General features: G+C 37.1%; 18 protein-coding genes. 7 read left to right on the plus strand and 11 right to left on the minus strand.

What is annotated here, in order from left to right:
- Nucleotides 1-102 precede the first annotated feature (102 nt).
- Nucleotides 103-981: an NAD(+) kinase gene (gene nadK / locus ACGH4F_RS00275; RefSeq protein WP_220216258.1), complete on the minus strand. Its 879-nt coding sequence runs from the start codon at nucleotides 979-981 to the stop codon at nucleotides 103-105.
- 157 nt (nucleotides 982-1138) lie between these two features.
- Here nadK and grpE point away from each other — a divergent pair, with 157 nt between their 5' ends.
- Complete coding sequence (gene grpE / locus ACGH4F_RS00280; protein WP_267350211.1) at nucleotides 1139-1723, plus strand: nucleotide exchange factor GrpE; 585 nt, start codon at nucleotides 1139-1141, stop codon at nucleotides 1721-1723.
- A 93-nt stretch (nucleotides 1724-1816) separates the two neighbouring features.
- Here grpE and mobB read toward each other — a convergent pair whose 3' ends face one another.
- Nucleotides 1817-2323: a molybdopterin-guanine dinucleotide biosynthesis protein B gene (gene mobB, locus ACGH4F_RS00285; RefSeq protein ID WP_267358986.1), complete on the minus strand. Its 507-nt coding sequence runs from the start codon at nucleotides 2321-2323 to the stop codon at nucleotides 1817-1819.
- Between the two features lie 85 nt (nucleotides 2324-2408).
- On the opposite strand from mobB, the gene ACGH4F_RS00290 reads away from it, so the two are divergent.
- Nucleotides 2409-3437 (plus strand): threonine aldolase family protein, encoded by a 1029-nt coding sequence (locus tag ACGH4F_RS00290; RefSeq protein ID WP_220216259.1) that lies wholly within the window; start codon nucleotides 2409-2411, stop codon nucleotides 3435-3437.
- A gap of 24 nt (nucleotides 3438-3461) precedes the next feature.
- Here ACGH4F_RS00290 and mobA read toward each other — a convergent pair whose 3' ends face one another.
- Nucleotides 3462-4046 (minus strand): molybdenum cofactor guanylyltransferase MobA, encoded by a 585-nt coding sequence (gene mobA, locus ACGH4F_RS00295; RefSeq protein WP_411589542.1) that lies wholly within the window; start codon nucleotides 4044-4046, stop codon nucleotides 3462-3464.
- Between the two features lie 286 nt (nucleotides 4047-4332).
- Between mobA and ACGH4F_RS00300 the strand changes: the two genes are divergently transcribed.
- Both ACGH4F_RS00300 and ACGH4F_RS00305 read left to right on the plus strand, forming a co-directional pair.
- Nucleotides 4333-4599, plus strand: coding sequence for a YihD family protein (locus tag ACGH4F_RS00300; RefSeq protein ID WP_411589544.1), 267 nt, complete (start codon nucleotides 4333-4335; stop codon nucleotides 4597-4599).
- Between the two features lie 16 nt (nucleotides 4600-4615).
- Nucleotides 4616-5317 (plus strand): DsbA family protein, encoded by a 702-nt coding sequence (locus ACGH4F_RS00305; RefSeq protein ID WP_411589546.1) that lies wholly within the window; start codon nucleotides 4616-4618, stop codon nucleotides 5315-5317.
- A 156-nt stretch (nucleotides 5318-5473) separates the two neighbouring features.
- Here ACGH4F_RS00305 and ACGH4F_RS00310 read toward each other — a convergent pair whose 3' ends face one another.
- Both ACGH4F_RS00310 and ACGH4F_RS00315 read right to left on the minus strand, forming a co-directional pair.
- Nucleotides 5474-7444 carry a MacB family efflux pump subunit gene (locus ACGH4F_RS00310; RefSeq protein ID WP_411589548.1) on the minus strand — a complete coding sequence of 657 codons (1971 nt, stop codon included), beginning with the start codon at nucleotides 7442-7444 and terminating at the stop codon, nucleotides 5474-5476.
- A gap of 1 nt (nucleotide 7445) precedes the next feature.
- Nucleotides 7446-8642, minus strand: a complete 1197-nt coding sequence (locus ACGH4F_RS00315; protein WP_411589549.1) for an efflux RND transporter periplasmic adaptor subunit — start codon at nucleotides 8640-8642, stop codon at nucleotides 7446-7448.
- Nucleotides 8643-8907: 265 nt separating this feature from the next.
- On the opposite strand from ACGH4F_RS00315, the gene ACGH4F_RS00320 reads away from it, so the two are divergent.
- Complete coding sequence (locus tag ACGH4F_RS00320; protein ID WP_220216264.1) at nucleotides 8908-9162, plus strand: YfhL family 4Fe-4S dicluster ferredoxin; 255 nt, start codon at nucleotides 8908-8910, stop codon at nucleotides 9160-9162.
- 4 nt (nucleotides 9163-9166) lie between these two features.
- Here ACGH4F_RS00320 and ispH read toward each other — a convergent pair whose 3' ends face one another.
- The 6 genes from ispH to folE form a co-directional block, all read right to left on the minus strand.
- Entirely contained in the window at nucleotides 9167-10114 is a 948-nt protein-coding gene (gene ispH, locus ACGH4F_RS00325) for a 4-hydroxy-3-methylbut-2-enyl diphosphate reductase (protein WP_065558502.1), read from the minus strand.
- A gap of 1 nt (nucleotide 10115) precedes the next feature.
- Nucleotides 10116-10586 (minus strand): signal peptidase II, encoded by a 471-nt coding sequence (lspA, locus tag ACGH4F_RS00330; protein ID WP_267358974.1) that lies wholly within the window; start codon nucleotides 10584-10586, stop codon nucleotides 10116-10118.
- 105 nt (nucleotides 10587-10691) lie between these two features.
- Nucleotides 10692-13499, minus strand: a complete 2808-nt coding sequence (gene ileS, locus ACGH4F_RS00335; RefSeq protein WP_411589552.1) for an isoleucine--tRNA ligase — start codon at nucleotides 13497-13499, stop codon at nucleotides 10692-10694.
- Between the two features lie 38 nt (nucleotides 13500-13537).
- Entirely contained in the window at nucleotides 13538-14476 is a 939-nt protein-coding gene (ribF, locus tag ACGH4F_RS00340; RefSeq protein ID WP_411589554.1) for a bifunctional riboflavin kinase/FAD synthetase, read from the minus strand.
- Between the two features lie 199 nt (nucleotides 14477-14675).
- On the minus strand, nucleotides 14676-15188 hold the full coding sequence (locus ACGH4F_RS00345) for a hypothetical protein (RefSeq protein ID WP_267350228.1): 513 nt from the start codon (nucleotides 15186-15188) through the stop codon (nucleotides 14676-14678).
- 14 nt (nucleotides 15189-15202) lie between these two features.
- Nucleotides 15203-15862: a GTP cyclohydrolase I FolE gene (gene folE / locus ACGH4F_RS00350; protein WP_220216270.1), complete on the minus strand. Its 660-nt coding sequence runs from the start codon at nucleotides 15860-15862 to the stop codon at nucleotides 15203-15205.
- A 203-nt stretch (nucleotides 15863-16065) separates the two neighbouring features.
- Between folE and polA the strand changes: the two genes are divergently transcribed.
- Complete coding sequence (polA, locus tag ACGH4F_RS00355) at nucleotides 16066-18840, plus strand: DNA polymerase I (RefSeq protein WP_411589556.1); 2775 nt, start codon at nucleotides 16066-16068, stop codon at nucleotides 18838-18840.
- 269 nt (nucleotides 18841-19109) lie between these two features.
- Nucleotides 19110-20540, plus strand: coding sequence for a glutamate--tRNA ligase (gene gltX / locus ACGH4F_RS00360; RefSeq protein ID WP_411589558.1), 1431 nt, complete (start codon nucleotides 19110-19112; stop codon nucleotides 20538-20540).
- Nucleotides 20541-20542: the final 2 nt, after the last annotated feature.

Consider the following 20542-nt stretch of genomic DNA (forward strand, 5'->3'; position numbering starts at 1 on the left):
TAACAACATTTTTACCTTCTTGGTATGCTCGCAGGTTAAAATGATTACCTGCGAGCCATAATCGATAATGATTTTCTGTCTAAAAGTGGTTAGCTAAATGATTTAATACATTTTTTGTGACCAACCCAATTTACTGGAAAGGTTATTAAAATAATCATAATCTTTAGAATGAATTAAATTAAATTCATATCCAGAACGGCGAATAATAACATCATAGCTTGGTTTGACCGGTAAAATAATTTGGCTATCGCAAGCAATATTCAAATCTAATGCAGTGGTTGGAAACTTAAGATGGATAGGGTTATCACTTTTGATGACTAATGGCCTTACCGCCAATGAGTGTGGAAACATTGGTGTAATAATGAGTGCATCTAAGTGAGGCGCTAAAATTGGTCCACCAGCAGACAAGGAGTAGGCGGTAGAGCCGGTTGGGGTTGCAATAATTAAACCATCCGCACGCTGTGAGAATGCATTGCGTTCATTAATATACACATCGTAATCAATCATATGCGCAACCGTGTTGGGCGTAACGACAATTTCATTAACGGCAAAACCGGAATTGATTAGATTGCCATTATCATAAATTGAAACTTCAAGTAAAAAGCGAGGGTCATCGTCATATTCTCCGGCAATAACTGGACTTAACTGTTCCACGACTTGCTCATGCGAAATGTCGGTTAAAAAGCCCAAATTACCCCGATTCACGCCGATTACTCTAATTTTATAGTGTGATAAATAGCGAGCCGAACGCAACATATTGCCATCGCCACCAACAACAATGGCCAGATCAGCTTGTTCTCCAATTGTATCCAAATTGGCATAGACATTGGCTGGAAATTTAATAAATTCCGCTAATCGGTCTTCAACTAAAACACGAATACCTAATTTGATTAACCAATCATAAAGCACTCTGTGGGTTTCGATAGCGTCTAATTTGCGTGGAATGCCAACTAAACCAATACATTTAAATGGTGCACCCATAAAATATCCTTGTCATTTTTTTATTTAAGTATCATTGATTTTTTTAATTAAAAATAAAAAAATATATATTAACCTATAGAGATAACCTTGCAATAACAAAAATCGTCCCCATAATAACCTTAATTCACTAAGTTTTCGACTATATTTGGAGTACCTTATGACAGAGCAAGACAAGAACATGTCAGAAAATGAACCTAACATTGATGTAGCGGTAGAAGAACCAAAAGAATCAGAAGCGCCAGCTGAACCGAATTACGAGGAGCAATTAAAAGCGAAAAATGCACGTATTGCTGAATTAGAACAGGCATTACAAATTGCGAAAAAAAATGAGAGTGAGGCGATGATTCGTGCCCGTGCTGAGATTGATAATGTTCGTAAACGTGTTGAACAAGACGTTGATAAAGCACGAAAATTTGCGTTAGAAAAATTTTCGAATGAACTGTTGCCAGTTATCGATAATTTAGAGCGAGCTCTAGAATCTACCGATAAAAATAATCCTGAACATCAAGCAACTGTTGAAGGATTAGAGCTTACCTTAAAATCATTTTTAGATACCGTCAAAAAGTTTGGGATTGAAGTGATTAACACAGTAGATTCACAATTAAATCCTGATGTTCACCAAGCGATTAGCATGGTTGAATCGCCAGATCATCAATCAGGTCAAATCGTCAATACCATTCAAAAAGGTTATACTTTAAATGGTCGTTTAATTCGTCCGGCAATGGTGATTGTTGCGAAATAAATAAGCGATTATGTTGAAATAAAAGGGAAATGAAGTATTTCCCTTTTTTGTTTCGGTTTGCTTAAAAAGATAGGTTAATACACCCTTTATCTTTTATTTATGCTGTTTTGGCAATGATAAATATCCTTTTATAAACTCAACGATTGGATCGGCTTGATTGATATCAAATACAGGTAGATGACTCTCTAATGGCTCATCACTGGCGATGGCTAAGGTATATTCGTCAATATACAGCTGAGGTTGATTTGTATGCCGATGACAAATAATTTTAGGTATTTTCTCTTCTTTAAATCCTTCAACCAAAACGATATCGACATGGCTAAATTGGTTAATCAGTGTCGATAAATCGACAGGATTGTTTGGGGTCTCTTCAATAAATGCATAGCGGTTATCACAAGCAATAATGGTTTGTAAAGAACCGGCTTTTCGCAGTTCATAACTATCTTTTCCGGGAATATCAAGTTCAATATTATGATGCGCATGCTTTAACGAGCCTATGCGAAAACCCTGTTCGACCAATAAAGGAATTATTTTTTTGAGTAGGGTCGTTTTACCACTGCCACTATAGCCACTAATTCCAATCATTTTTGTATTGTTCATAGACTCTCTGCTTTATAGTGTTATATTGAAGATGCAATTAATATAACATCATATTAAAAAATGATGGCGGAATAAAGGTAATGATATGTATGATTTTTTGAATGATTATAACCAAACAGTGCATCCAAGCTTGTTAAAAAGCTTTGTTGAAACGACCAATAAAAAGTTAAGTGGCTATGGTTTAGATGAGTGCTGTCATCAAGCTAAAGAAAATATCAAAAAGCGTCTAAAATCGCCGAATGCAGATATACATTTTATGCCAGGTGGAACTATCACGAATTTAACAGTTATTTCACATATTTTAAAACCTTATCAAGCGGTTATTGCGACCGAAAGTGGACATATTAATGTGCATGAAACAGGGGCGATTGAAGCAACAGGACATAAAGTATTAACGGTGAAAAGCCAAGATGGAAAATTGACGCCTGAATTGCTAAAACCCGTTTTGGCACATCATCATGATGAACATATGGTACAACCTAAATTAGTGTATATTTCAAACACCACCGAACTTGGTACTATTTATAGTAAGCAAGAGCTTAAAAAGCTATATCAATTTTGTCAAAATAATCAACTTTATCTGTATTTAGATGGTGCACGTCTGGCAATGGCATTAGCCGCAAAAGATAATGATCTAACCTTTCCGGATTTAGCTAAATATACCGATGTTTTTTATATAGGTGGCACGAAAGTGGGGGCATTTGCGGGTGAAGCATTGGTGTTTAATAACCTGACGATTAACCAAGATTTTCGATTTAGTATGAAGCAAAAAGGCGCAATTTTAGCTAAAAGTTGGATTGTTGCCGTACAGATGAATGCGTTGATGCAAAACAACTTGTATATCAAACTGGGTAAGCATAGTAATTATATGGCAGATAAACTGCAAACACTGTTTGAAAATGCTGGATTTTCATTCTTAAGTAAACCACAAAGCAATCAATTATTTGTTAGTGTGCCAAAACGATTAGCCAAGAAAATCCTTGCACATTATTCGGTCGATAATCTTGGGGCAATTGATGAGGCGCATATCGGGTTACGTTTTTGTACTTCTTGGGCAACACAGGATGTTGAAATAGACGATTTTGCTAAACACCTAACAAAATGGAATAAATAGCAGTTTAATCTAGAAATAAGAGATTTATTTTTTTGATTGAGTGAGTTGCTCAAGTATCTCAGGGGTATTAATATTGGTAAAACATGATGGTTTATCACTAAAATCGACAGCATAAGCATTGATTTGTTGTAAAAATAACATCAATTTACGTTCACCTTGTGCCAAATAAGCTTTAAGTGGGGTAATTATGGTTTTATGAATCAATAAAATGGTGGGATGATGATACCGCCCGTCAAAGGGATAAATAGCGTAATGTGTCGTGGTGTGTTGGGTTAAACGAAAGATTAAATCGTCAGGTAAAAAAGGCGTATCACAACTGACAAATAAGTTCCAGTCGGTAGTGCTACGTAATAACCCACTGTAAATGCCGGAAAGGGGGCCATGATAACCCGCTAAATCATCAATGAAGGTAGGATAGCCTGCCTTTTGATATTGATTTAGATTGCGATTACAGTTAATCATGATGAAATCTGTTTGTGATTCAATACGTTCAATGACATGTTGATAAAGCGGTTTACCATTTAGCTGTAATAATCCTTTATCGTTACCATTCATTCGGGTACTTTTTCCGCCAGCTAAGATAATTGTTGTAATAGGTAGTTTGCCCATAAAATGTCTCTGTTTCACATTGCGAAAAATCTAAATAGCATTACTATATAGCAAAATTAATTTAAGTTATAAGGGAAAATAGACTTATCACAATTATTTCATAGACATTAAATGGTATTGAAAGATAAGTCGATACCCATGACTTTTAACGTGTCGTTTGTATTTAATAAAAAGAATCGCTACTATTGTTTATGTTTCTGTGACAGAATTTATAGCGTTAAATATTTAACATTAATTTTATCTCATCATCTTCAATTAATTTGAAGTATACAAAAAGGTATGAATTATGAAATGTCATCGTATTGATGAATTAATGGAGTTATTACAGGCAGCCTGGGAAAAAAACTCAGATCTGAATCTGTTACAATTTCTTGCACAATTAGGGCAAGAAGCAGGTTTTGAAGGCGACTTAAAAGAGTTAAGTGATGAGGTTCTGATTTATCATTTAAAAATGCGTGACGCTGATAAAAATGAAGCTATCCCCGGTCTAAAAAAAGATTATGAAGATGATTTTAAAAGTGCCTTGTTAAAAGCGCGTGGCATTATTAAATAATAAGGAGAATTGACTAATGAAAAAGACGTTTATTGCTTTGGGAGTATTACTTTTTTCGGTAAATAGTTTTGCAGAGCAAGCCCCCGCAAGTATTGACTCTAAGGAAGATCAAACACCGACTATTACGGCACCATTAGCACCGATTGAAAAAGGTGTTCAGTATGTTGTACTACCGACTAATCCATCACCAGACAAAGAAGTGATTGAGTTTTTTTCATTTAATTGTCCTAGTTGCTACCGATTTGAAACAAAATATCATGGTGCACAACTTATCAGCAAGGATTTACCAGAAGGGGTTAAATTTAAACGTTATCATTTAGAGGATTTTGGGCCACTTGCCAAGGAACTTGCTCAAGCATGGGCGATAGCTAATGTACTTGGTATTCAAGATAAAGCTTCAGACGCTTTTTATCAGGCAATACAAGAAGAGCGTAGCATAAAATCTGCTGACGACATCAAAGCGGTATTTTTAAGGTTAGGCGTGGATAGTAAAACGTTTGATGAAACGAAAGACAATTTTTTAGTTAAAGCTTTTATGGCACAACAAACCGATGCCATTAAAGAATTGAAACCAAACTCAATACCTTCTGTTATCGTTAATCGCAAGTTTTATGTCAATTCCAAAGGACTTAATATATCTGATGAACAAGCATTTATTAATGATTATTTAAGAGTGACTTCGTTCTTAGTCGGCTTAGATCCGAAAACCGAAAATTAAGCGAGTGTCATTGATTAAAACATCTGTTTTGAGTGCGATAGATTGTCATATTATTTGAATGTAACATGATGACAATTTTTAAGGTTGTTATTTTAAATCCCTTTGCAATATCATGATTGCAGAGGGATTTTAATTTTAGGTGAGGTTTTAAAAACGTTATTCTCGTTCTAAAGCATAAATCGGATCAAGTTTGGCGGCTCGTTTAGCTGGAAAATAACCAAAAATTATGCCAATGACACTTGAACAACTAAAGGCAGCGATAATTGAAATGATAGAAAAACGCATCGCAAAAGATGTGACAACATAATTGAAAATCCCACCAACCACAAATGATAATAAGATGCCTAATGTACCACCGATAAGACATACTAATACCGCTTCGATTAAAAACTGTTGCAGTATATCACTTGAACGTGCACCCACTGCCATGCGTACGCCAATCTCTCGGGTTCTTTCTGTGACGGATACTAGCATGATATTCATGACACCAATCCCCCCCACTAACAGTGAGATAAATGCAATGGTTGAAATTAATAATGTTAATACCCAAGCTGAGGAGTTAACGGTGTCACGAATGCTATCTGAATTAAAAATAAAAAAGTCTTTAACACCATGACGTTGTATCATGATTTTATTAATCGCTTGTTCAGCAATCGATAAATCAACATTATCATTGACCCGAACCGTAATACTTCTTAACGAGGTTTGTCCCACCATGCGATTAATGACTGTGGTGTAAGGAAGCCAGATGTTAAGGCTTTCATTATTACCAAAACCTTGTTGTTGTTTTGTGGCAACGCCAATTATTCGTACCGGTAATTGACCCACCATCAGAATTTTGCCGATTGGATTTTCATTCTTAAATAGCTGTTTAATGGTATTTTCATCGATAACGGCATCTTGTGCTGACGAAGCAACACTGGTCTGATCAAACGCAATACCTTGGGTAATGTTATAGCCACGAACGGCAAAAAATTGCTCTCCCACACCATTTACAGTCCCCGTTACAGCCAAATTTTTAACCCGAAAATAGACTGATGTTGCCAGATTTGGGGTCGTGCTATGTACAAAACTTTGTTTTGCTAAAAAGTCGGCGTCGGATGAGCGTAAGGTGGTAATTTTATCTGCGTTGCGATCCCCAAATCCGCTTCCGGGATAAATTTCGAGTGTGCTTGTCCCTAACGAATTTATATTCGATAATATTTTTTGTTTTGTGCCTTCGCCTAAGGCAACCATTGAAACCACCGAGGCAATACCAATGATAATACCAAGCATGGTAAGAAAAGTTCGTAATCGTTGAGAAAGCATCGACAATATTGCCATATTAAAGGCATCTCGAAAACGATTATACTTAGCTTGAAAGTTGTCTTGGGTTTTAGTCGTTTCGATCTGTTTGACTTGGCGATGATCCTCTTCTTCTGCGTGATAGTTAAGATTGATTGAGTCAGAGATAATATTTCCGTCACTGATTTCAATAATCCGTTCTGCACTTTGGGCAATATTGCTATCATGTGTCACAATAATGACGGTATGCCCTTGTTTATGAAGTTCTCGCAAGATAGCCATGACTTCTAAACCGCTTTTACGGTCAAGTGCGCCCGTCGGTTCATCTGCTAAAATAACTTGTCCGCCGTTTATTAAGGCTCGAGCAATACTGACACGCTGTTGTTGACCGCCAGATAATTGACTGGGTTTATTATTAATCTTATCTTCAAGCCCTAAACGGGTTAATATTTCAATAGCTCGTTTTTTCCGTTGTTCATTGGTGATTCCGGCATAAATAGCTGGGATTTCAACATTACCTTGTGCCGTTAAGGCGTTTAGCAAATGATAACGTTGAAAGATAAAACCAAAGTGTTCACGACGTAATTCAGCTAATTCATCAGGTGATAATTGATTGGTGGTTCGTCCTCCAATGGTATAGACACCAGAGCTTGGTTTGTCTAAACAACCTAAAATATTCATTAATGTTGATTTGCCCGAACCAGACGCACCAATAATGGCAACCATTTCGCCAGCATTAATCGTTAGATTGATGCTTTTAAGCACTTGTATGGTTGAATCGCCAGCTGGAAATTCACGAACAATGTTTTCAAGTTTGATCAGCGGATTATTAGTGTTTGTCATATCAGAATCTTATCCTCGGCGTGCGTCCATTAGGATTGAATAATGCGCCATTGTCACTACCAATAATGACGACTTCCCCTTCTTTAAGTCCGGATTTGATTTCCACATTAATATTATTATTGATACCTAAACTGACTTCTCGTTCTTCAGCATTATTTTGTTGATTAAGTACATAGACAATTGCTTTATTACCTGCCAAATTTTTTTGGATTGCTTGAGATGGGATTGCCAATACATCTTTTGCTTCAGATAAAACAATATAAACTTGGGCTGTCATCGAAATTCGTAAAATATGATCAGGATTATCAACATCGAATAATCCATTATAGTAAATTGCTGTTTTGGTGGTGGATGACGAAGAACTTAAACTTGATGAACTTTCCGTATTAATCGAATCTGGCGCAGGTTCAATGGCGCGTAATGTTAAACCGTCAAAACGTCTATTGGGCTCACCTAATATGGTGAAATAGACGGGCATTCCTTTTTTTACATTAATGACATCTGCTTCCGAAATTTGTGCTTCAACGGTCATCTTATCCAATTGTGCAACTTTCACAATGGTTGGTGCACTTTGAACAGAGTTAACGGTTTGACCTTGATCAACGGGTATAGCGACAATCACGCCATCAATAGGGGATCGTATTTTGGTATAACCAAGATTCACTTTGGCTGTATCAACAGCGACTTGTGCACTGATGATATTTGCATCTAAGGCAGCGATATCGGCTTTGATTGCATCGAGATCGGCTTTGGCTGAATCTAAATCGGATTGAACGCCGACCCCTTTATTGACGAGTTTTAATTGGCGATTATAAGTCAGTTGGTAATTAATTAAGTTGGCTTGTTTTGATTTACGTTGTGCTTCAAGGCTACTAAGCGAAGCTTCGGCTTGTTTCAAATCATTGCTTTGTTTTAAATCATCAATTTCAGCAATCATGTCTCCTTGTTTAACTTGATCACCTAATTCAACATATAACTTTTTGATCTGACCCGAAACCTGCGCACCCACGCTGACTTGCTTGAAGGCGCTAATTGTTCCATCAGCCAGTACCGTTTTTTCAATATTAACTTTAGTCACGGGTGAGGTAATATAATTCACTGGCGATTGTGACGGAAAAACGATCAACTTGATAATATAGAGAAGCACAAACAGAAAAATAGCAATCACTATATTTTTGAATTTAATTAACTTTAACAATATCTTTTCATCCTTTTATTCTATTCTTTAATCGTTTTAGCATTGTAGCGTAATAATATAAATGTTATTGATAACTATTCTTAATAAATTGTAATTATTATGAAAATAATACAGGCTAAATTATCTAATTTATATTGAAATATTTCAATAAATTCAAACTTATTTGGTTTATCATGAACATGATAGCTGTATTCTTTTTTAGAAATTAGGAAGGATTGCGCTATAATGGCGCAAATTTTTTGGAGATGATAAAGTTAATTGAGCAATGGCATTAAAAATAACCAGTAAATGTATTAATTGTGATATGTGTGAGCCTGAATGTCCTAACGAGGCTATCTCTATGGGGTTTGATACTTATGAAATCGATCCCAACAAATGTACTGAATGTGTCGGTTATTATGATCATTCAACTTGTCAGCGTGTTTGCCCCATTCAAAATGCTATTATTGCTGATCCTGAGCATATCGAGACCCATGATCAGCTATTGGCAAAGTTTGAGCAACTAAAACACACAAATTAACCCGTTAGTTTGCTTTTACTTCAATACGCAATTCTTTAGGAATTTCAAAGGTAATATTTTCTAAAATTCCGTCTGTTTCGATCAGTGATGTGCAACCCAAACTTTTCAAATGTTCAATAACCTGTTGCACTAAAATATCGGGCGCAGATGCGCCTGCCGTTACGCCCACCGTGCGAGCATTAGTTAACCATTCTTGTTCAATATCGGTGGCATAATCAATCAAATAGGCATTTTTACTGTTGCGTCTGGCAAGTTCAGCTAATCGGTTGGAATTGGATGAATTTTTTGAGCCGACGACAAGTATCACATCTGCTTGGGATGAAAGTTGTTTTACGGCTTGTTGTCGATTGGTTGTGGCATAACAAATATCATTTTTACGCGGGCTACGGATTTTAGGAAATCGTACTTTTAAGGCAGCAATGATTTCCGCCGTATCTTCCACTGATAAGGTTGTTTGGGTTGTAAAGCACAGGTGATCTTCGTTTTTGACTTGTAATGTTTGAACATCGTTTATCGATTCAATCAAATAAATACCACCATTAGGATTATTGTATTGACCTAATGTACCATCCACTTCAATATGCCCGGCATGACCGATTAAGACTACTTCTTCACCACGATAACTGGATCTTGCCACTTCCATATGAACTTTAGTCACTAACGGGCAAGTCGCATCAAAGATACGAAGTTTTCGTTTTTTTGCTTCTTCACGCACCGCTTTAGATACACCATGCGCAGAAAAGATAAGAATACTATCGTCAGGGACTTCGTCAATTTGTTCAATAAAAATTGCGCCTAGCTCTTTCAAGTTGTTAACCACATAGCGGTTATGCACCACTTCATGGCGAACATAAACAGGTGCGCCAAAGAGTTCAAGTGCGCGTTCAACGATCGTGATAGCTCGATCAACACCAGCACAAAAACCTCGAGGGTTAGCTAAAATAATTTGCATGTTATTCGGTCTTTTGGGGTTTTTTATAACTACTTAGAATAAATAATCCAATACCGATACAAATCGCACAATCAGCAATATTAAAGGTTGGGTAGTGCCAGCTACCGAAATTTACATCTAGAAAATCAACCACAAATCCATGATAAAGGCGGTCAAATAGGTTGCCTAAAGCACCACCTAATATAAGTGATAGTGAAAAATTTTCTAATTTTTGCTGTCGTTTGTTACGATAAAGCATATACACAATGGCACCACTAATGAGTAAAGCAACGGCTGCAAGCATCCAACGTTGACCTTCAAAAATACTAAATGCAGCGCCAATATTTTGTACATAAGTAATCGAGAAGAAAGGCAACACGTTGATTGATTCATAAAGGTTGAATTTAGTTAGGATCCAAAATTTACTAGCAATATCAACAAAGAACACAATTGTGCTAATAATTAACCAGTAAAGTCCATTCTCTTTTTTCATAAAGTTCATGCTCATGATGATATTTCGCCGACTGTTGTCGGCGCTTAATGTAATAAGTGGCTATAAGCTATTGTCTTATAGCCGTGTTTATCTGTCATTCTATTGCTAGGCGAAATGTCTAACTTCACCCTTACCATGAATATTTTCTTCACAGCGTTTACATAAATGTGTTGTTGGTTCATTATCAATGGTGTAATGCCAACAGCGAGGACACTTATCACCTTGCGCTTTAGTGAGCTCGATTTTAAGACCGGCTATATCACTTTGTACTGCCTGTTGTGGCGCACTGTCTAGTGGTTTCACGCTGGCTTGTGACGTGAGTAGTACAAAGCGTAATTCGTTCTCTAATTTAGCGAGTGCTGTGGCAATCTGATCGTCTGCATAAAGGGTAACAGCGGCTTCAAGAGAACCACCAATCACTTTATCGTTACGACCTTGTTCTAGCACTTTGTTTACTTCGCTACGAATTGCTAGAATTTGCGCCCAATACTCACTATTTAATGTTTCGTTATCGGATAAACTAAATAGTTCGTTATACCATTCATCTTCAAATACAAATTCTGATTTTTCAGCTGAAGGTAAATATTGCCAAATTTCATCAGCGGTAAAAGATAGTACCGGCGCTATCCAACGTACCATTGCTTGAGCAATATGATATAACGCAGTTTGGCAACTATGACGAGCAACGCTATCACTTTTTGCAGTGTACTGACGATCTTTAATAATATCTAAATAGAATGATCCCATTTCGATTGAACAGAATTGCATAATACGTTGTACGACTTTATGGAAATCATAACTTTCGTAAGCTTGGATAATTTGATCTTGTGCCTCTTTTGCCATGCTGACCGCCCAGCGATCCAGTACCACCATATCTTCAGGTTTGACCATGTTTTTAGCTGGATCAAAGCCGTTTAAGTTAGCCAGTAAAAAGCGAGCTGTATTACGAATACGACGGTAACTATCCGCTGCACGTTTGATGATTTCGTCAGAATAGCTCATTTCACCCGAATAATCAGTCGAAGCAATCCATAAACGTAGAATATCCGCTCCGAGTTTACCCATAACTTCTTGTGGGGTAACGATATTGCCTAACGATTTAGACATTTTTCGACCTTGACCGTCAACCACAAAACCATGCGTTAACACTTGCTTATAAGGGGCTTTGTTATCAATCGCTGTTGATAGCATTAATGATGACATAAACCAACCACGATGTTGATCTGAACCTTCTAAATACATGTCAGCTTCGTGCCCTTCAAACTCAGGGCGTACACCGACTACCGAAAAGAAAGTTGATCCTGAATCAAACCAGACATCAAGGGTATCTGGCACTTTGCGATAATCGTCTGCATCGGGGCCAAGCAAATCTTTGATATCTGCATCCCACCAAGCTTGGATACCGTGTTGTTCAACTAATTTAGCGACTTTTTCAACCAGTGCTAGGGTATCGGGGTGTAGCTCTTCGGTCTCTTTGTGGACAAATAACGTCATCGGTACGCCCCATGTACGTTGACGAGAGATACACCAGTCAGGGCGATTAGCAACCATTGTTTCAATTCGTGCTTGTCCCCAATCCGGAATCCAGCGAACTTGTTTAATTTCTTGTAATGATTGGGCACGTAAACCTTGTTTATCCATGCTAATAAACCATTGCGGTGTTGCACGATAAATAACCGGTGTTTTGTGACGCCAACAACATGGATAGCTATGTTCAATATTTTCAAAATGAAGTAGCGCATTGTGGTCTTTTAATATGTCGATCACAACTTTATTCGCTTTAAATACAAATAAGCCATCTAAGCCTGCACCTGTGCCTGGTAAATAGCACCCATTGCCACCAACAGGGTTAGCAACTTCAAGTCCATATTTTTGACCAACTAAAAAGTCTTCCGCACCATGGCCGGGCGCAGTGTGCACCGCACCGGTACCCGCATCAACCGTAACGTGTTCACCAAGTACAATGGGTTCATCAAAATCAAGGAAAGGATGCTTAAAGCGTAATAGCTCAAGCGCATCACCTTTACAGCTGCCAAGAATTTTCCATTCTGAAATTTCGGCACGTTTCATGACAGATTCGACCAGATCAGTGGCTAAAATTAAGCATTCTTTATCGTTTATTTGTACCAGTTGATACTCAAACTCAGCATTTAAGGCAATACCTCGGCTAGCGGGTAATGTCCAAGGTGTTGTCGTCCAAATCACGGCATAAATAGTTAAATCGGTATGAACGCCAAATTTACTCGCAACAGCTTGGTTATCCACCGCTTTAAATTTTACATCTATAGCGGGTGAAGATTTATCATAATATTCTACTTCTGCTTCTGCTAACGAAGACATACAATCTGTACACCAGTAAACAGGTTTTGCCCCTTTGACTAAATGCCCGTTTTTGATGACTTTACCTAACGCTCGAATAATATTTGCTTCCGTATCGTAATTCATTGTGCGGTAGGGATTTTGCCAATCACCCAATACACCCATACGTATAAAATCAGCTTTTTGTAGTTCAACTTGAGAAGCAGCATAGTCACGACAAATTTGACGAAACTCAGCCGGTGTCACTTTTACGCCTGGTTTGCCAACTTGTTCTTCAACTTTTTGTTCGATTGGCAGACCATGACAGTCCCACCCTGGAATATATGGGGAATCATAACCGCTTAAACCTTTTGATTTAATGATAATATCTTTGATAATTTTATTAACTGCATGACCAATATGAAGTTTGCCGTTTGCATAAGGAGGGCCATCATGCAAAATAAAGGCTTTTTTCCCTTTTTTTACTTGGCGGATTTTGCGATAAAGTTCTTTATCGTACCAGTTTTGCAACATCGCCGGTTCACGTTTGGCAAGATCACCTCGCATTGGGAAACCGGTTTCCGGTAAATTCAATGTATTTTTATAATCTGTCATGCTGATTTATTCCAGTTAATTTTGTTGATACTACTTTCTTAATTGGTTAATTGTGCACTGATCTTTTTCGCAGTGCAAACATCTTGTGTAATTTGTTCTTTTAACGCTGTTATAGAGTCAAATTTTTTCTCGTCTCGTAATTTTTCGAGGAAGGTTACGTCTAAATATTGTCCATAAATATCACCCGAAAAGTCAAATAGATTCACTTCTAAAATGGCTTTTTTTCCTTGAATAGTTGGTCTTATACCAATATTAGCAATGCCATAATAAGATTGTTGGCTACAACAATTTTTGACGTTAACTAAATAGACACCGTGTAAGGCTGGTTTTTTGCGGTGTAGTTGAATATTTGCCGTAGGAAAACCTAATTGCCTTGCTAATGCATTGCCATGAATAACACGCCCTTGAATGCTATACGGACGCCCTAATAGGCAACGAGCTAATTCAAAATCATTGTTGAGTAAAGCTTTACGCACCGCGGTACTACTAATTCGTAACTGATTCCAAACGTAGGTTGGCATGCTTTCGACAGTAAAATCATTTTTTTGTTCATAATGTTCAAGAAGATGAATATCACCTTTACGTTCAAACCCAAACCGAAAATCATCACCAATAATAATATATTTGGCCCGTAACTGATTTATCAACCACGCTTGAATAAAGTCATCAGCAGACATTTTGGCAAAGGTTTGAGTAAACGGAACAGCAATAATATAGTCGATACCGAGTTTTTCAATAAAAATCACTTTTTCTTGAAATGAGGTTAATCGGGAAGGGGCATTTTCCGAACAAAAAAACTCTAACGGTTGCGGTTCAAATAGCATAACCACGGTTGGTAGATTTAATTTTTTACCTTGGGTGATTAAATGGTTAATTAATTGCTGATGTCCTAAATGTACGCCATCAAAATTGCCCAATGTCAGTACGCACTGGGAAAATTGATTTTTTAAATTAGCAATACCGCGAATGATCTTCATGAAAATGTGTTATTTAACTGTGTAATTTAACTCAAGTAGCCGAGAATTATACCAATCTTTCTTGAAGATGCACGTAATATAAAGCTGATTTTCGGTTGTTTTGTATTTGAGTTTTAGGTTTTGATAATTGTTAAATATTCAATTCCCATAAGATTGTTACAAAAATCCGCTGAATTTAGGTTTACGTCAATTTTGATTGTTACCAAAAAATCCGACAATAAGCCAGCTCATTTGCCCGTTTTTTATATTCAGCTTGTTGCGCTTTAGGAATAAAAAAACGGTTTTTTTCTATCTCTTCGCACTCTTTTACATCACGTTTAATTTGTTCTGCTTCTTCTTTTGAAATTCGAAAGAAAACTGTATTAAATATACCGATTTTTGAATAGTTATCGCCATGGAAAGTCACTCTGTTTTCTAAACCAAAATTTCTTTCTGATGGATAAGCGAGTCCATCGAAATTGTCTTGGGGTTTTGTGACTTTTCGCATCGCAATGGTTTGATCATTACCATAAACATAGTTTTCATTGATAAAGTAATTATCCCCTTGTTTACTTATTTCAACAAGATTGGCATAGGTTGCAGTATATTTAAAATCGGGACCACCTTCTACCCAAAAACCAATAAATTTATCGTTATTATTAGAATTATTAGATTCCTGTTCAGAGCATGCTGTTATCAATAATACCATAAAAATGAGTGATAAAAATTTCATTGAATATCCTTATATTAATAGTGATGTAATGCTCTTAAAAATTCTTGTCTGGTACTTGGATTGGTTTTAAATCCGCCACCCAGTGCGGTCGTGGTTGTCATACTGCTTGAATCTTTAATGCCTCTGGCTTTCACACAATAGTGAGTCGCATCGATTGAGACCGCCACATTTACCGTGCCAAGTAAGGTTTGAAGGGCAACAAGTATTTGTTGAGTTAATCTTTCTTGTACTTGTGGTCGCTGTGAAAAAAATTCAACAATTCGATTAATTTTGGATAAGCCAATAACTTTATCTTTAGGGATATAAGAGACGGTGGCTTTGCCGTCAATGGTGACAAAATGGTGTTCGCATACACTGGTTAAGGTAATATCACGAACGGTGATCATCTCGTCGACTTGCATTTTATTTTCAATGAGTGTGATTTTGGGAAAATTTTCATAATAGAGCCCAGAAAAAATCTCATCAACATACATTTTAGAGACACGATGTGGTGTTTCGGCAAGACTGTCATCAGTAAGATCCAACTCCATTAATTTCATGATCTCACGAAAATGTTCTTCGATTTTTGCCTTGCGCTCACTATTATCCATTGCTAAACGACAAGAAGGGGTTTCAAGATTTTTAGCTGCCAGTGCATCTTTAACTTTTTGTGCAGCAAGACTTAACTGTGTCATTAATCGTATACTCAGGTTAAAAAAGATACAGTATTATATAATACTCATTTTGCAATATACAGTTTTTTAAGTTAAAACTTTCTATTAAAACATTGTGTAAATATGAAAGATTTTTACATTTTATTGTTGTAGATAATAAGAATATTGTTGTTAATTGGGGTATACTGTTAACCATTAAAGCGAATAACCTTTGGGTAATACTAATGCCAAATAAAACACCAATTATCCTGATTGATGGATCTTCTTATCTCTATCGTGCTTTTTTTGCATGTCCGCCGTTAACCAATGCCAAAGGTGAGCCAACAGGGGCTATTTTTGGTGTCATCAATATGATCCGTAGTCTGATTAATCAGTACAATCCGACACATATTGCTGTTGTTTTCGATGCTAAAGGCGGCTCTTTCCGTAACGAAATCTACAGCGAGTATAAAGCCACACGTGAGGCAATGCCGGAAAATCTTCGTCCGCAAATTGAACCAATTCACACTATTTTAAAAGCTATGGGGCTGCCTTTACTCTGTATTGAAGGTGTGGAAGCGGATGATGTGATTGGTACACTGGCAAGGCAGGCTGAAAAAGAGAATCTGGACGTTTTAATCAGTACTGGTGATAAAGATATGGCACAGCTTGTCAGCGATAAAATTACCCTGATTAATACCATGAATAATACGGTGCTTGATCCGAAAGGCGTGATGGAAAAATTTGGTGTGCCACCCGAAAAGATTATTGATTATTTAGCATTAAGAGGCGATTCGTCTGACAATATCCCAGGGGTTCCGGGAGTAGGTGAAAAGACGGCCCAAAGTTTATTAACTGAATTTAACAGTGTTAACGATATCTATCAGCGTTTAGATGATATTGAAAAATTATCAATCCGTGGTGCAAAATCATTAAAACAAAAATTGATTGATAATCAGAAAGAAGCCGAATTGTCTTATTTGCTGGCAACGATTAAAACCGATGTGCAATTAGATTTTACTAATGAACAGCTCATGTCGAGCGATATGGATGTTAATGCATTAAACGAATTATTTGCCTATTATGGCTTTCATCGTTGGCAAAAAGAGTTGATATCGGGCAGTTTTTTAAAAAATCAAAAAGCATCAGCGGTCAATGTGAACCAGAACATGCCGTTATTGGCGCAAGAACATTCATCCGCCAAAAATAAGCAGACTGATTATCAATGCATTTTGACTGATAAACAATTAGATCAGTGGGTAAACAAATTATCCCAAAGTCAACAATTTGCATTCGATACTGAAACGGATAATGTCGATCATGTGCATGCTAAATTAGTCGGGATTTCGCTCAGTATCACGCCGCATGAAGCAGCTTATATTCCGCTTGCTCATCAATATCTTGGTGTTCCCGAGCAGTTACCGCTTGATAGCGTGCTGGCGAAATTAAAGCCAGTGCTAGAAAATCCGAAGATTAAAAAAATCGCGCAAAATGCTAAATTTGATTACAGCGTACTGGCTAACTATGGTATTAAAGTACAAGGTATTGCCTTTGATACCATGCTTGAATCGTATGTACTAAATAGTACAGAAAGACACGATATGGATAGCATGGCTAGTCGTTATTTGAATCATAAAACCATCACTTATAATGAGCTAACCAAGCAGGATAAAAAACAAGTGACCATTGATGCTGTTGATGTTGAAAAAACGACACAATACGCAGCAGAAGATGCAGATATTACGTTACAATTACATGAAAAACTGTGGCCAGAGTTAGAAAAAGATTCAAAATTAACTAAACTGTTTACTGATATTGAAATGCCTTTAGCCATTGTGTTGGCTGAAATGGAAAGAACAGGGGTATTGGTTGATGCTAAACAGTTAAATGATTATTCCCATGAACTTGCCAAACAGTTAATGGCGACGGAAGCCGAACTTCAATCATTGGCCGGTGAAAAATTTAATCCTGCTTCGCCAAAGCAGATTCAAGCAATTTTATTTGATAAGCATCAATTGCCTGTTTTGAAAAAGACGCCAAAAGGTGATCCGTCAACCAGTGAAGATGTGTTGAGTGAATTGGCTAATGACTACGAATTACCGCGTATGATTCTATTTTATCGAGGACTGGCCAAGCTTAAAAATACCTATACAGATAAATTACCTTTAATGATTAGTCCAATCGATCATCGTATTCATACAAATTATAATCAAATTGGGACAGTAACAGGACGTTTATCTTCTAATGATCCTAATTTACAAAATATTCCGGTACGTAATGAAGAAGGGCGTCGAATCCGCCAAGCATTTATTGCACCAGAAGGGTATAAGATTATTTCTGCTGACTATTCACAAATTGAATTACGCATCATGGCACATCTATCGCAAGATAAAAGTTTACTCAACGCGTTTGCCCATGACAAAGATATTCACCGTGTGACGGCGAGTGAAGTGTTAAGTAAACCTGAATCAGATGTGACGTCGGAAGAACGTAGACGCGCTAAAGCAGTCAATTTTGGTTTGATTTATGGAATGAGTGCTTTTGGCTTATCAAAACAAATCAATATTCCTCGAAAAGAGGCGCAATTTTATATCGATCGCTATTTTGAACGTTATCCGGGGGTACAAACTTACATGGAAGAGACCCGTCAATTGGCAGCACAGCAAGGTTATGTCGAAACCTTATCTGGTCGACGTTTATATCTGCCTAAAATCACTTCGACTAACGGCATTGAAAAACGAGGAGCCGAACGAGCAGCAATTAATGCGCCAATGCAAGGTACTGCGGCGGATATTATTAAAACTGCGATGATAAAAATGAGTGATTGGATTAACAACCAACCGTCTGGCAATATTAGAATGGTGATGCAAGTACACGATGAATTAGTGTTTGAAGTCAAACAAGAATTGGTTGATAAGTACAGTGCGCAAATCAAATCCATTATGGAAAATTGTTATCAATTATCTGTGCCATTAAAAGTCGATGTTGGCGTCGGTGATAATTGGGATGAAGCACACTAATTTTTCATCAGCATTAGTAAATTATAAGATGTTTACGGTTTTAGATTTAAATGCAAGCTTAAGCTTAAACATCTTGAAAATTTGTGATCGATTTTAAGGCGTGAATAGGCTATTGCTCAAACCTTTTAGCGTGTTAGAATAAGTAACGAAACTGAATTTATATCAAAATGTTATTATTCTGGTTAGTTAGTTAACCGAATTGAATAAAAGAGCGCTGTTAACGCTTTTTTCGTTTACGTGCTCTTTTTTATTATTATTAGGATTATTTCATGAAAATTAAAACCCGTTTTGCACCAAGCCCAACCGGTTATTTACATGTTGGAGGAGCACGTACTGCGCTCTATTCTTGGCTTTATACCCGTCATGCACAAGGTGCATTTGTCTTGCGTATTGAAGATACTGATCTAGAGCGTTCAACGCCAGAAGCCATTGAAGCGATCATGGAGGGAATGAATTGGTTAGAATTATCATGGGATGAAGGTCCTTATTTCCAAACTAAACGTTTTGATCGCTATAATCAAGTGATTGATGAAATGCTCGCTAAAGGAACAGCTTATCGTTGCTATTGCTCAAAAGAACGCTTAGAAAAACTGCGTGAAGAGCAGATGGCGAAAGGCGAAAAAGCCCGTTATGATGGTCATTGTCGTTGTGATGAAGTCCAAAAACAACATAACCACAGTGAACCGCATGTTGTCCGTTTTGCCAATCCGATTGACGGTGTTGTCGTATTTAACGATTTAATCCGTGGCCCTATTGAGATTGCCAATAAAGAGCTTGATGATTTAATTATTCGACGAACAGACGGTTCACCAACTTACAATTTTTGTGTTGTGGTGGATGATTGGGATATGGAAATTACGCATGTGATTCGTGGTGAAGATCATATCAATAATACACCTCGTCAGATTAATATTCTCAAAGCATTAGGTGCACCGCTTCCTGAATATGGTCATGTATCCATGATTTTAGGGGATGACGGGCAAAAATTATCTAAACGTCATGGTGCGGTGAGTGTTATGCAATACCGTGATGATGGCTACTTACCGGAAGCTTTACTCAATTATTTAGTACGCTTAGGCTGGTCACATGGTGATCAAGAGATATTCTCCGTGCCTGAAATGATTAGTTATTTTACATTAGATGCAGTAAGCAAATCAGCTAGTGCTTTTAATACTGAAAAATTATTGTGGTTAAATCATCATTATATTAATCATTTAGATGCTGATTATGTCGCTCAACATTTAGTTTGGCATATGAATCATCAAGGCTATGATTTAACACAAGGACCGGATTTAATCACAATTATTAAATTGTTTGGTGAACGTTGTAAAACACTTAAAGAAATGGCGGAATCATGCCGTTATTGTTATCAAGATTTTGATGATTTTGATGCTGATGCCGCTAAAAAACATTTGCGCCCCGTAGCTAAAGAGCCGTTAGAACTCATCAAAGCTAAAATTGGTGCAATTGCTGATTTTGACTGGCAAATTGATAAAATTCATCATGCTATTGAAGCCACGGCGACTGAACTTGATGTTGGAATGGGTAAAGTGGGGATGCCATTGCGTGTTGCAGTAACAGGAATTGGGCAATCGCCATCCGTGGATGCAACGGTATATGCCATTGGAAAAAAACGAACATTATCTAGAATTGATAAAGCATTAGCTTATATCGCACAGCGAGAACAGTCACCAGCGTAATA

It is taken from the genome of Gilliamella sp. CG35 (genome assembly GCF_046635745.1).
In the GTDB taxonomy this organism is placed as follows: domain Bacteria; phylum Pseudomonadota; class Gammaproteobacteria; order Enterobacterales; family Orbaceae; genus Gilliamella; species Gilliamella apicola_I.